This window comes from Veillonellales bacterium (assembly GCA_039680175.1).
Taxonomy (GTDB): domain Bacteria; phylum Bacillota; class Negativicutes; order JAAYSF01; family JAAYSF01; genus JBDKTO01.
Window position 1 is genome coordinate 1 of the sequence record JBDKTO010000071.1, and the last position, 13,791, is coordinate 13,791.

The 13,791-nt window shown below is 47.4% G+C and carries 11 protein-coding genes and 2 riboswitches; of the genes, 9 read left to right on the forward strand and 2 right to left on the reverse strand.

All coding sequences use genetic code 11. The features are described from left to right. From ABFC84_11625 to cybH, 3 genes are all read left to right on the forward strand, one after another. Window positions 1-936 (forward strand): hydrogenase small subunit (locus ABFC84_11625; GenBank protein ID MEN6413385.1); only part of this gene is annotated, 936 nt, incomplete at its 5' end. 17 nt (window positions 937-953) lie between these two features. Continuing rightward, entirely contained in the window at window positions 954-2,849 is a 1,896-nt protein-coding gene (locus ABFC84_11630; protein ID MEN6413386.1) for a nickel-dependent hydrogenase large subunit, read from the forward strand. Window positions 2,850-2,885: 36 nt separating this feature from the next. After that, a complete protein-coding gene (cybH, locus tag ABFC84_11635) occupies window positions 2,886-3,584 on the forward strand; it encodes a Ni/Fe-hydrogenase, b-type cytochrome subunit (GenBank protein ID MEN6413387.1) in 699 nt (232 codons plus the stop codon). Window positions 3,585-3,681: 97 nt separating this feature from the next. Here cybH and ABFC84_11640 read toward each other — a convergent pair whose 3' ends face one another. Beyond that, window positions 3,682-3,978: an NAD(P)H-dependent oxidoreductase gene (locus tag ABFC84_11640; GenBank protein MEN6413388.1), complete on the reverse strand. Its 297-nt coding sequence runs from the start codon at window positions 3,976-3,978 to the stop codon at window positions 3,682-3,684. 55 nt (window positions 3,979-4,033) lie between these two features. Continuing rightward, entirely contained in the window at window positions 4,034-6,895 is a 2,862-nt protein-coding gene (locus tag ABFC84_11645; GenBank protein ID MEN6413389.1) for an FAD-binding and (Fe-S)-binding domain-containing protein, read from the reverse strand. Window positions 6,896-7,359: 464 nt separating this feature from the next. Beyond that, a riboswitch (glycine riboswitch) is annotated at window positions 7,360-7,444 on the forward strand. Beyond that, window positions 7,445-7,527: riboswitch (glycine riboswitch) on the forward strand. Between the two features lie 159 nt (window positions 7,528-7,686). On the opposite strand from ABFC84_11645, the gene gcvT reads away from it, so the two are divergent. Genes gcvT through ABFC84_11675 form a run of 6 tightly spaced genes read left to right on the forward strand, consistent with a single transcriptional unit; the run spans window position 7,687 to window position 13,777 of the window. Further along, window positions 7,687-8,790 (forward strand): glycine cleavage system aminomethyltransferase GcvT, encoded by a 1,104-nt coding sequence (gene gcvT, locus ABFC84_11650; GenBank protein MEN6413390.1) that lies wholly within the window; start codon window positions 7,687-7,689, stop codon window positions 8,788-8,790. Window positions 8,791-8,792: 2 nt separating this feature from the next. Then, on the forward strand, window positions 8,793-9,182 hold the full coding sequence (gcvH, locus tag ABFC84_11655) for a glycine cleavage system protein GcvH (protein MEN6413391.1): 390 nt from the start codon (window positions 8,793-8,795) through the stop codon (window positions 9,180-9,182). Window positions 9,183-9,184: 2 nt separating this feature from the next. Further along, complete coding sequence (gcvPA, locus tag ABFC84_11660; GenBank protein ID MEN6413392.1) at window positions 9,185-10,531, forward strand: aminomethyl-transferring glycine dehydrogenase subunit GcvPA; 1,347 nt, start codon at window positions 9,185-9,187, stop codon at window positions 10,529-10,531. Next, window positions 10,528-11,979: an aminomethyl-transferring glycine dehydrogenase subunit GcvPB gene (gene gcvPB / locus ABFC84_11665; GenBank protein ID MEN6413393.1), complete on the forward strand. Its 1,452-nt coding sequence runs from the start codon at window positions 10,528-10,530 to the stop codon at window positions 11,977-11,979. The genes gcvPA and gcvPB overlap by 4 nt, the downstream gene beginning before the upstream one ends. Next, window positions 11,967-12,827, forward strand: coding sequence for a hypothetical protein (locus tag ABFC84_11670; protein ID MEN6413394.1), 861 nt, complete (start codon window positions 11,967-11,969; stop codon window positions 12,825-12,827). Before gcvPB ends, ABFC84_11670 begins: the two co-directional genes overlap by 13 nt. Further along, a complete protein-coding gene (locus tag ABFC84_11675; GenBank protein MEN6413395.1) occupies window positions 12,812-13,777 on the forward strand; it encodes a radical SAM protein in 966 nt (321 codons plus the stop codon). Before ABFC84_11670 ends, ABFC84_11675 begins: the two co-directional genes overlap by 16 nt. Window positions 13,778-13,791 lie beyond the last annotated feature (14 nt).

Consider the following 13,791-nt stretch of genomic DNA (forward strand, 5'->3'; position numbering starts at 1 on the left):
CTGCCGCCGGTGATCTGGCTCCACGGTCATGAGTGCACCGGGTGCGACGAAGCTTTTCTTCGTTCCCAGACCCCCTTGGCATCCGACGTTGTCTTGAACATGATTTCCCTGGAAAGTATGGAAGTTATCGGTGCCGCCGCCGGTGAGACACTGGAGCAGCACACCGCTGACACGATGAAAACGTATGCCGGCCAGTACCTGCTAATGGTGGAAGGAGCTGTGCCGCTGGCGGATAACGGTATTTCCTGTATGGTAGGCGGCAGACCCTTTGTCGAAGTGGTAAAAGAAGCGGCCAACGGAGCGGCGGCAGTCATTGAAGTCGGTTCCTGCGCCGCCTGGGGCGGAATCCAGGCGGCAAAGCCAAATCCGACACAATCAGTAGCCGTCAGCGACGTCATCAGCGGCAAACCGATTATTAAAGTACCGGGCTGTCCGCCCATACCGGAAGTACTAACCGGAGTCGTTATGCATTTTGTGTTGTTCGGTCAGCTTCCGCCGCTGGACAGTAAAGGGCGGCCCAAGCAGTTTTTTGGCAATCGCATCCATGATACTTGTTACCGGCGTGCTTTCTTTGATTCCGGAATGTTTGTGGAAAAATTCGATGATGCAGGCAGTAAAGCCGGCTGGTGTTTATACAAAATGGGCTGCCGGGGACCGGAAGCCTATAACTCCTGCGGCAATATGCGCTGGTGGAACGGCTTATCCTATCCCATTCAATCAGGCGCCCCCTGCATAGCTTGCGCTTCCAATGATTTTTGGGATAACGACCCGCTATTCCAGCGGCTGCCCAATATTCCCATTCCCAACACCGTTGCCACCGCCGATAAAGTCGGTATGGTCGCCGCCGGCGTTGTGACCGCAGGAGTCATTGCCCATGGCGTTGCTTCGGCGATTCAGCATAAAAGATATAAAGACAAAGAAGAACATAGAGAGTAAGAAGGGGAGACGCCAATATGAAACGTATCGTTGTTGATCCCGTCAGCCGGATCGAGGGACATTTGCGTGTGGAAATAAAAGTCGATGAGGCTAGCGGTAAAGTTCAGGATGCATTATCCAGCGGAACGGCCTGGCGTGGGATTGAACTGATTTGCAAAGGCAGGGATCCCCGGGATGTCTGGGCATATGCCCAGCGGATTTGCGGAGTGTGTACGACAGTGCACGCCTTAGGCGCCTTGCGGGCCGTGGAAGACGCTTTGGGGATTGAAATTCCGAAAAACGCCAACTACATCCGGAATATTATTTTCGCTTCGCAAACCGTACAGGATCATCTGATTCATTTTTATCATTTGCATGGCTTGGACTGGGTCAGTCCGGTGGAAGCGCTTAAAGCGGATCCGGCAGCTGCCGCCGCACTCCAGAACACGGTTTTGGATAAATATTCCCTGCCCCTCGCAGGGCCTATTGAAATCAGCACCGACGCCTATCCGAAAGAATTTCCCAAAGCGACCACTGCCTATTATAAAGAAATACAAGCCAAAATCAAAAAAATTGTGGACAGCGGGCAGCTGGGCATTTTTGCCGCGCATTACTGGGATCATCCCGACTATGCTCTCCTGCCGCCGGCAGTTCATTTGATGGCGATAGCCCATTACCTGAACATGCTGGATAAACAGCGGGAACTCGTTGTTTCCCATGTCGTCTTCGGCGGGAAAAATCCTCATCCCCACTATATTGTCGGCGGTATGCCCTGCTCTATTTCCCTGAACGACATGAATGCGCCGGTAAATGCCGAACGGCTTGCCGCAGTGGATACTTCGATCAATCTGGGCATAAGCGCTGTGAATTATTTCTATCTGCCCGACTTGCTGGCCATTGGTGAAGCCTATGTGAAAGCCGGCTATATTGACGGCGGCGGCTTAGCCAAAGAAAGAGTATTAGGTTTCGGCGACTTACCCGATGAAACCTATTCGGGAACCAGTAACGGCAGCTATCATAAAAACCTGCTGCTTCGCTCTGACGGCGTAGTGGAGAACTTCGGACAGGGGGTTGCCAACGCAGTATTTTATCCCTTCAATCCGCAGGATCTGGCGGATCCCGACGTATTGTCGGAAGGAGTAGAACATTCCTGGTATGAATATCCCGAAGCAGGCCAAGATTTACATCCGTGGAGCGGTATTACCAAACCCCGCTATACCGGCCCGAAAGAAGGAACGAAAACCAGCTGGAAATTCTTAAATGAAGACGGCAAATATTCCTGGCTGAAAACGCCGAAGTGGAGAGGAAAAACGGCAGAAGTCGGTCCGCTGGCCAGATATATCATCGTCTATACGAAAGTGAAGCAGGGCGTGATTCAGCCTACCTGGGTGGAAAAAATGATGGTGGATCAGATTGAGGCGGTATCGAAACTGTTAAATGTACCGGCAGAGAAATGGCTGACCTCCACAGTCGGGCGAACCGCCGTACGCGGGCTCGAAGCTCAACTATTTGCCTATGTGAATAAGTACTTTTATGCGAAACTAATCCAAAACATCCGTTCCGGCGATACAACCGTGGCCAATATGGATAAGTGGGAGCCTTCGACTTGGCCGAAAGAAGCGAAAGGAGTCGGATTGCATGAAGCTCCCCGCGGCGCACTGAGCCACTGGGTTGTCATTAAGGACGGCAAAGTCGCCAACTATCAGGCCATAGTGCCCTCGACCTGGAATGCCTGCCCCAGAGACAGCAAGGCGGGTTACGGGGCTTATGAAGCCAGCATGATCGATACAAAAGTCAAAATTCCGGAAAAACCGCTGGAAATATTAAAAGTGATCCATTCCTTTGATCCTTGTCTGGCCTGTGCCACGCATTTATTCAATGCGGAGGGCAAAGAAATTACGGTGATTCATTCTGATTCCTATACACGGGATTAACCCCCGGTATAAGGGACAAGGGGAGGGAGAAAACTGATGGACGACAATGTGATGAAACCCTTTTATGTATTTAGTCCATTTCTTCGAGTCTTTCACTGGATTATGGTTGTTTCCATCCTGATTTTATTTGGTACCGGCCTGTATATCGGGAACCCGGGCTATATCGGGTCATTGGGGATAGAACCAACCTTTGCGGTGGATAACATATTTTCCATGGAAAATATTCGCTATATTCATTTTGCGACAGCGTTTATCTTTATGTCCACGTTTATTTTCCGCTGGTATGGCGCATTTGTAAATAAAGGCGACCGCTTGTTTCCCAAACCCTGGACCTTTGATTATTGGCTGGGAACGCTGGATGTGGCCTTACATTATATGTTTATTACGCCTGAACATCGGCCCTATCTGAGGAACCATATGGCCAGGGCCGGGTATGCTTCCGTCTATGTGCTGATCTTCATCGAAGCAGTCACCGGCTTGGCCATGTACTATATGATTGAACCTAACAGTATACTTGCCATCGTTTTCGGGCAGTTCAATTATTGGTTGATCAACGAATACGTTGTTCATCTGCTGCACCATTATGTGGCTTGGGGTATTATTCTGTTCGCCATTACCCATATTTATATGGCGGTACGGGCCGATTTAACGGAAAACGGCGGAGAAATCTCCAGCATGTTTTCCGGCATTAAATATTTGCATGTCGATCCGGATGATATAGGAGATATTGATTAAGAAGTCGTCTGCCGCGAACATAAGATTACATTCGTCACTGTCTTCCCCAATTAGATTTGATATATGTGTCTCAATCGAGGGGCTGACTGACTATAATTCACGGCTTATGAGGTGCAATTAACTTTATCCAGTCTATAAACGCATCCACAAATTTTTGTAAAAATTCGCGTGTTTTTTCATTAATAATCGGATTTTTATCATCGAAAAGTGACCATGACTGGGGTGATTTCCCATCATCATCAAAATCCTGATTGTACATTGGAAGATCACCAATTTTGATTTCTTCCATTTCGAAAGGTGCAGGTACCATAGATTGTAATGTGAGATACATTTTTCTGCTAAACGAATCTTTGCGCAGACTGCCGATAAGAACGCCAATTTTTGTAACAGCCATATGAATCCTCCTTATTCATAAATAATTTTTTACTTCAATAAAAAACTGATTTCCTTTATTGTTTTGCCTTACTGCAATAATCGACTAGATAGGCAATTGACTGGTAACTGATACCACTATGATCCGCCAAACCGATTTCGCACGTTCGGCTGTTGGAGAATCCCCAGGTACAGTCGTTAGGAAGAGCTTCTTTTAAATGCTCCAGAGCAGAATCATTCAGTTCGGGAACTTCAAAACCTTTGTCGCCGGCAAAACCGCAGCAATGCACTTTATCCGGGATAATCACCTTTGCGGCGCAGAGTTCACCAATGGTACGGAACTTTCCGGCTAATCCCATTTTGGTGGCACTGCAGGTTACATGAATGGCTATGGGCTCCGGTAGTTTTGTAAATTCCAGTACCTCCAGCAGGTAGTCATGAATAAATTCTACTGTGTCCAGTATCTTCAGACGCTTAGCCATAACCTTTTTCATCCGATATACGCAAGGACTTGTGTCGCATAGAACGGGATATTTACCGTCCTGAGTGCAGGTAAGCAGTACCTTTTCCAATTCACCGCTTAGTTTGTCGGCTTGCTCAAAGAATCCCTTGCTTTCAAAAGGCATACCGCAGCATAACTTGTTCATGTCTGGCGGAAAAATTACTTCAAAATTTGCTTTAGCAAGCAGCGACAGCATGACTTCGCTTAATTGACGCTGATCCCGGTCGTTTAACGCCGGGCCCATTGTCCGGCTTAAGCAGCTGGGAAAGTAGACAATTTTTTGCCGACACTTCCGGTTCGACGGGGTCTGCCCTGGAGTCGCACCACCTCGCGGCAGCCATGGATTCCATTTTGGTATTCGGTCGCCGCTGAGCTTTCGGATACCCTGAGATAGACCGCCCATGGCGCAGCTTCCAATTATCCGGTGGGCAAGGTGAACTCCGGCCAAGCCCAGTTTGGCAAAGGTAGTGATTCCGGCAAAATGTTTTCGTGCGAACTTGGCTGCTTTGCGCTGCTTTTTAGTTGTCCGACAGGAACGGAGCTTTTTGGTATGTGTACCGGTATTAATAGAAAGCGGGCAGTTGATTTCGCACAGGCCGTCGGCAGCGCAAGTTTTTTCACCAAAATATTCATAATCCTGTTTCAAGCGGGTGAGCCGTTCTTCGTCTTCGCCTGTCGCTGTTAGCCGGTTGATTTCCCGTTGGACAACAATACGCTGCCGGGGGGTCGCTGTTAAATTTTTGGAGGGGCAAAGGACTTCGCAGTAGCCGCATTCGATGCATTTATCCACTACATCGTCGGTGGCCGGCATTGCTTTCAGATTCTCCACATACAGAAGAGAATTTTCCGTTAAAATGACCTCCGGATTCAAAATGCGATTCGGATCAAAGGCTGTTTTGAGCCGCTGCATCAGGCCATAGGCTTTTTTCCCCCACTCCATTTCAACGAAGGGGGCCATATTCCTGCCCGTGCCATGTTCCGCTTTTAATGACCCATGAAAACGGTGGACCACCATATCGCAGACATCATTAATGAGCTTTTGGTAACGGTTTCTTTCCTGAGCGGAACTAAAATCCTGGTTAAAGACGAAATGTACATTTCCGTCCAGTGCATGTCCGTAAATGATACCGTCCTCATAGTTGTTTTGGTTCATAATCAGCCGCAGGGCTTCAACGGCATCCGCCAGTTGATCTCTGGGGAACGCCACATCCTCAATTATAACCGATGTACCAACGGGCCGTATTCCCCCTACGGCTGGGAAAACGCCGGCCCGGATATTCCAGAGCTTTTCGTATTCCGCTTTGACATCGGTAAAGGTGATGGGCAGCAAAGATGGTATCTCAGTCAGCCGCTGTTCTACAGCCGCTATATTGTTTTTTAAGGCGGCAGCAGTTTCGGCACGGGTTTCAACAAGCAGTGCCGCCGCTGATTCAGCCAGCGATTTTAAGTATTCCGGCATGCCCGGCCGGTCTTCAACCGATCGCAGGGAAACCCGGTCAATGAGTTCAGCAGCCGCTACCAGAGGCTTATCCAGCTTCATTACAGCTAAACACGCTGTCTTGATATCCGGAAAGATCATTAATGAGGAAGCTTTATAGGTGTGATCCAAAATGGTGCGATAAGTAATCTCGCTGATGAAGCCCAAAGTGCCCTCCGAGCCGATGAGCAAATGGCTGAGAATAGCAAAGGGATCGGTAAAATCGACAAACGCATTGAGGCTGTAACCGGTTGTGTTCTTGATTTTATATTTTTGGATTATTTGATTTTTCAAACCCGGGTCAGTCTGAATTTCATCACGGATGTCGGTTACTGTTTTCAGCAATTGCCTGCGGGATGACGCAAAGGCCTGGCGGGATGCTGTATTACCGGTATCCAGCAGCGTTCCGTCGGCGAAAATGATTTTCATTGATTCGACGGTTTTATAACTGTTGTCTGCCGTACCGCAGCACATGCCGCTGGCGTTGTTTGCCGCAATTCCCCCGACCATAGCGTGGCGGATGGAGGCCGGATCGGGACCGATTTTGCGGGAATACGGTTTTAGGTATTCGTTTGCTTCGGAACCGATGATTCCCGGTTCCAGTGTTATGGACATTCCGTCAGGAGCAATGTGGTACCCATTCCAACCACCGGCCAATACCAGTAAAACCGAATCGGTTAATGCCTGACCGGACAGACTTGTACCTGCCGCCCGAAAGGTTACCGGGATTTTCCGTCTATCCGCTGCTTGCAGAATAGCGGCTATTTCGTCTGTTGATCGCACTTTTATTACCAGTTTCGGATTGATCCGGTATAAACTGGCGTCTGTTCCGTAAGCAAGACAGCGTATAGGATCGGCAAAAATTCGGTTGTAAGGAACTTTTGTTTTCACTTCCCGGCAGAATTCCTGATATTGTTCCGGTAATCTGTCCCAATCTTTTTGGCATATTCCTGAGTTCATAATAATCCTCCCTGCTCCGGTATAAATTAGCCGGGCATACTCCGTTATTTCCTATTATAGAATAATAATTATCCACTGGTACCGATTATCCTCTTTTTAAACTAAATATAATTAAAAAAAATAGAAAAAATAATTCAAACCTCACTGATTTGCAGCTATAATCCTGCCGGATATCTACAACTGCATCCACATAACGGCAGCCTCTTTGATCTGATAAACTAAGAGGTACTTTTTTTCAAGCAGAAGCTTTCGATATTTTCCTACCGTAAACAGTGGATCAATTTGTCCCGTATTTCTTTCTGGAAACTGTTCCAGAAATTGGCTTTCTCTCGAAGGCCTCAATAAGCCGCAAGGCCGCTGCCCTTCTCCTGCTAATTGGGTCATAGCTGCTGCTAGTGAATTTTTAGGTTGACTTTTCTAATTTGTTTTTATACAATACAACTAATTAAATATAATATATCCATGTGAAGATTGCGGGAGAGATCTGATTTCAGGCGCCGAAGGAGCAAGCTGGCAAAAACTCTCAGGCAAAAGAACCGTAATCGAATGGAACTCTGGAAAGACTGCTTAGACGGCACCCAAGGGGTAACTGGTTATCCGGTATTCTCTCAGGTAAAGAAGACAGAGGCCAACTTTAATGGTTGGTTTCTGTCTTTTATTTTTTTGCTTATGAAAGACATATAAGTTCATAAAAGAAAAGCTTTAAGAGCAGACGGATACAAAGACGTATTTTCATGGTTCTATTTGTGTAAGTCTGCCTTTTAATTTAGTCAAAATAAGGGGGAAAAACTATGGGGCAAGGGAAAAAGACGCCGTTATATGAAGTGCATCAAAAATATGGCGGTCGGATGGTCGAGTTTGGTGGCTGGCTGCTGCCGGTGCAGTATTCGGGCATTAAAGAGGAACATCAAGCGGTGAGGACAAAAGCCGGTCTGTTTGATGTATCTCACATGGGAGAGGTGTTGGTGCAAGGACCTGAGGCTTTGCCTTTCTTGCAACGATTAGTGACGAATGATGTGGCACGGCTAGCTGAAAATCAGGTGCAGTATACGCCAATGTGCTACCGGGAAGGGGGAACGGTGGATGACTTGCTCATTTATAAGTATGCAGAAACTGAATATTTGTTAGTGATTAATGCAGCAAATATTGATAAGGATTGGTCCTGGATGCTGGAAAATAGTCAAGATTTTAAGGTGCAGTTGACTAATAAATCGGATCAAATTGCGCAAATTGCTTTACAGGGGCCTAGAGCACAAGAGATATTAGCAAAATTGACAAATGCACCGCTGGAACAAATAAAATATTATTGGTTTATCCCGGAAGCTGAGTTGCTAGGGAAAAAAGTAATAATATCGAGAACCGGCTATACCGGCGAAGACGGGTTTGAAGTTTACTGTGAACCGGAAGACGCGGCTTATATTTGGGAGCAGCTTATGGAAAAAGGCAAGCCGTTCGGCCTGCTGCCGGCCGGTCTTGGCTGTCGGGATACCCTGCGGTTTGAAGCTTGTTTTCCTTTATACGGTCATGAACTTTCTATTGATATTACTCCGCTTGAAGCAGGGTTGTCTATTTTCGTTAAAACGGATAAGGAAAATTTTAATGGCAGGGAGGTATTGGCAAAGCAGAAATCTGAGGGAGTATCCAAGAAAGTTGTTGGGATAGAAATGATAGGCCGAGGAGTTGCACGGGCTCAATATCCTGTCTTTGTAGAAGAAAAACAGGTGGGCATAATAACAACCGGTTCCTATGCACCAACGCTTGATAAAAATATGGGGTTGGCTTTACTCTCGACGGAGCAGTCCGCTATCGGCCAGATGGTAGATGTCGAGATCCGGGGCAAAATGATATCAGCTAGAATCGTGGCAAAGCCATTTTATAAAAGAAAGGGGAAATAAAGATGAATATTCCAAAAGAACTTAAATATTCAAATGATCATGAATGGGTGAGGCTGGAAGGCGATACAGCCGTTGTCGGCATATCTGATTATGCCCAGTCGCAGCTGGGGGATGCAGTGTTTGTTGAATTGCCGGAGGAGGACATAGAGGTATCTGCGAAACAAGGTTTTGCAGTGATTGAATCCGTTAAGGCCGTGTCGGATATTTATGCGCCTGTCGCCGGAAAGGTAATTAAAGTCAACGAGGCTCTTGCCGACGCACCGGAATTGATTAACCAGGATCCGTATGGTGAAGGCTGGATTGCCGTCATTCAAATGACGGATAAAAAAGAACTTGATGAGCTTTTGGACAGTACCGCTTATGAAAAGCTGATAGCCGAGGGAGGAGAGTAGTCATGCCTTGGAGTTATTTACCGCATACCGCGGACGACAGGCAAGAAATGCTGGATGCAATCGGTGTCAAATCGAGCGGTGATTTATTTGATACGATTCCGGATAAGCTGATGTTAAAAAATAAGCTTAACTTGCCGAAGCCTTTATCGGAAGCAGAATTGGTAAAGAGTATGCACAAACTGGCTAAGAAAAATTGTAACATACAGGAGTATGTCTGCTTTTTGGGCGCCGGTGCCTATGACCACTACATTCCCAGTGTAGTTGACCATATAGTGCGCCGTTCGGAATTTTACACGGCGTATACTCAGTATCAGCCGGAAATATCACAAGGGTATCTGCAGGCCTTGTGGGAATATCAGTCCATGATTTGTGAAATCACCGGTATGGAGGTGGCCAATGCCTCTATGTATGACGGTGGGACGGCGGCGGCTGAGGCGGCTATGATGGCTTGCAGCGCATTAAGACGCAGTGAGGTTTTAGTGGCGAATACCGTTTCTCCCAATTATCGTGCCGTGATTCGGACGTATGCCGTTGATCGCAATTACTCAGTAAAAGATATTGGGTACAAGGACGGGACGATGGATCCTATCGTGCTTGAGCAGAGAATCGGCAAAACAACAGCGGCGGTTATTATCCAATCTCCCAACTTCTTTGGTTCAATGGAGGACATACATAAGATTTGCGAGTTGGCGCATGCACAGGGAAGCTATGTGATTGTGATTGCTGATCCTATTTCATTAGGAATTTTGGAAAGCCCGGGAGCATTAGGAGCCGATATTGTGGTCGGAGAAGGGCAGAGCATGGGAATTCCTCTGTCTTTCGGCGGTCCCTATTTGGGGTTCTTCGCCGTCAAGGAGAAATTAATGCGCAAAATGCCGGGACGTATTGTGGGACAGACGGTCGATACTAATGGCAAGCGTGGTTTTGTTTTAACCCTGCAGGCGCGTGAACAGCATATCAGAAGAGAAAAGGCAACCTCCAATATTTGTTCCAATGAAGCGTTGTGTGCGTTAGCATCTTCCGTCTATTTAGCCGCTCTGGGCAAACAGGGATTTCAGGAAGTTGCGTCACAGTGCTTGCGCAAGGCACATTATGCCTATGCGGCACTCAGTAAGCTAAAAGGATGCGAGGTTGTCTTTAACACCCCGTTTTTTAAAGAATTTGTCCTCAAGCTGAATAAGCCTGTAGCCGCGGTGAATAAAAGCTTATTAAAAGCCGGGATTCTAGGAGGACTGGATCTGGGACGCTATTATCCGGAGCTTGACCACTGTATGCTGCTGTGTGTCACCGAAAAAAGGTCGAAGACGGAAATTGACAGTTTAGTCACTGAAATGGAGGCGGCATTATGAGAGACAGCGAGTCGCTTATTTTTGAGATTAGCAAGCCCGGGCGGTTGGCTTTAGATTTGCCGAAATGCGAATTGCCGCGTGAGGAAAGTGAAGCAAGCATTCCCGCCGTATTTTTTCGCAGCAAGGCGGCCGAACTGCCGGAAGTAAGTCAGCTTGATTTAGTACGGCACTATACCGCGTTATCCCAAAGAAACTTTGGGGTGGATTCCGGTTTTTATCCGCTTGGGTCTTGCACCATGAAATATAACCCTAAGGTCAATGAAGATATTTGCAGGTATCCGGGGTTTGCCGATATCCATCCGCTGCAGGACAGCGATACTGTGCAGGGGGCATTGAAGGTTTTGTATGATATGGAACGGTATTTGGCGGAAATCTCGGGTATGGATGCGGTGACCATGCAGCCGGTGGCAGGCGCGCATGGCGAACTGACAGGTCTTAAGCTTATTCGTGCTTACCACCGCAGCCGCGGTGAGAACCGTACCAAGGTAATTGTGCCTGATTCCGCTCACGGTACAAATCCGGCCAGTGCAGCTGTCTGCGGGCTGGAAATTGTTGAAATTAAATCCAATGAGGATGGTTCCATAAATCTAGATGCATTAAGAAGTGCGGTGGGTTCGGATACGGCAGCCTTGATGTTAACAAATCCAACTACTTTGGGGCTGTTTGAAAGCCAGATTGAAGAAATAGCTCAGATCGTTCACGCGGCAGGCGGCTTATTGTATTATGACGGGGCCAATATAAATGCCATTATGGGCATCGTACGACCGGGCGATATGGGCTATGATGTGGTGCATCTTAATCTGCATAAAACATTTTCAACGCCCCATGGCGGCGGTGGACCCGGCTCCGGGCCGGTAGGAGTAAAAAAAGACCTTATCCCGTTTTTACCCGCACCGGCTGTAGTATTTGACGGACAAAAATATGAATTTGATGATAACCGGCCGCTTTCTATCGGTAAAATGCAATCGTTTTACGGCAATTTTGGGGTTATTGTACGGGCCTACGCTTATATCCTGACTATGGGGCCGGATGGTTTAAGGCAGACCAGCGAGGATGCCGTGCTTAATGCCAATTATTGTCTGAGTGAATTAAAAAATGATTATGATGCACCCTTTAAACGGCACTGCATGCATGAATGTGTACTTACGGCAAAGCACCAGAAGCAATTTGGGGTACGGACACTCGATATTGCAAAACGGCTTTTGGACTACGGCTATCATCCGCCGACAATCTATTTCCCGCTGATTGTGGAGGAAGCTATGATGATTGAGCCTACCGAGTCGGAAAGTAAAGAAACGCTGGACGGATTTATTAAAGTTATGCGTGATATTGCCGCCGAAGCCAAAGAAAATCCGGAGAAGGTCCTGCATGCCCCGCAAAGCACGGTTGTTGGCAGGCTGGATGAGACCAGGGCGGCCCGTAAGCCGGTAGTAAGATGGAACCCTTAGCGAAAAGATTTCAGGCAGGCTGGAAAATTCGCAGCGAAAATTTTAGCCCTGAAATCTACTGTGCTTATCCGAGAAAAACAAAGGCCGTCAGCGTTACGGGATCAAAATGTGAGCTTCATTGCAGCCATTGCGGCGGGCACTATTTAAAGGGCATGACGCCGCTTGCCGATGCTTTAGCCGGTGAGGACAATGCGGCGAGTTATTTAATTAGCGGCGGCTGTGACAGATTCGGCAAGGTGCCGGTAGCGCAGCATATTGAGAAAATAAAGCAGCTGAAACACGATAAACAGCTGAATCTGCATGTCGGGTTAGTGGATCAGGAGGATATCGCAGCGATTGCCCAGGTAGCCGATAAGGTGTCGTTTGATTTTATCGGTGATAATGAAACCGTTCATGAGGTGTTAGGTCTTAACCGGTCTGTTGAGGATTATGTTGCTTGTTACCGGAATTTGCGCAAGCAATGCAGTGTTATTCCTCATATTTGCATCGGTTTAAGGGGCGGACAAATCAGCGGCGAGTATAAAGCTATGGAGCTTCTGAAGGATATGGGCGTGGAAGGGCTGACTTTTATTGTTTTTATGCCTACGCCAGGCACGAATTTTGCCGCAAAGCAGCCGCCTGACATTGGAGCGGTCCTAGACATATTGCTGAAAGCCAGAAAAGAATTCCCCAATGTGCATCTTGGCCTTGGTTGCATGCGGCCAGGTGGAAGCTATCGAGCAGAACTGGATTCATTAGCAGTCCGTGCCGGTATAAATTCTATAGTAAATCCTGTGCCGGAGGCAGTTCGAGTCGCGGAATATTTAGGATTATCGGTGGTAAAAAGAGAGGAGTGCTGTGTATTTTGAATACCGAAAAATGGAAGCTTTCGTTAGGCACAGCCTGTGTTATCGGCAAAAAGCAAATAAAAGCAGAGACTTTGCCGACCACCGCATATGTGATGATTGGAGAAAAATGTCGCAATAATTGCCGCTTTTGTTCACAGGCCAGGGAAAGCAAGGCGGGAAGCAATAAGCTGTCGAGGATTACCTGGCCAACTTTTGCGGCTGATGAAGCCGCGGCAGATATCGGTAATGCATACTTGGCAGGTAAACTAAAACGGGTATGTCTGCAAGTTGTAAATAATGGCGACAGCTTGGAAAAAACAACGAGTAGTGTTATCAAACTTAATAATATAAACAAGGAACTTCCTATCTGTGTGACAAATGATGTCGGGACGGTGGAACAGGCCGCACAGCTTTTGGCCGCAGGTGCCGATAAAATAAGCATTGCGCTGGATGCGGCAAATCCTACGGTTTACCGGCAGGTCAAGGGGGGCGATTGGCAAAAGCGATGGGATTTACTGTATTCCTGTGCGAAAGCACTGCCGGGACGGGTTGCTACTCATCTTATTGTCGGGCTGGGCGAAAGTGAACAGGAGCTGATTAACCTCCTTGCTGATTGTAAAAATGCAGGGATTACCGTCGGCTTATTTGCTTTTACGCCGGTAAGGGGAACAGCATTAGGCACAAAACAGGCACCGCCTATTGGCCAATATCGCCGCTGCCAGATTGCCCATTATTTACTGCGCAAGGGGTATAATCAAAGTGTTTTTCATTTTCAAGAAGGCAGGCTGGTTTCGTGCGAGGTGCCTGATTTCAAGGGGATTTTAGCGGATGGTATTGCCTTTGAAACCAGCGGCTGTCCGGATTGCAACAGACCGTTTTATAATGAACGCCCGGGCGGAATCATGTACAACTTTCCCCGTAACCTTACGGTGGCGGAAACGGCACAAGCCATAAAAGAAAGTGAATTGTAAAGGGAGAGACTCAT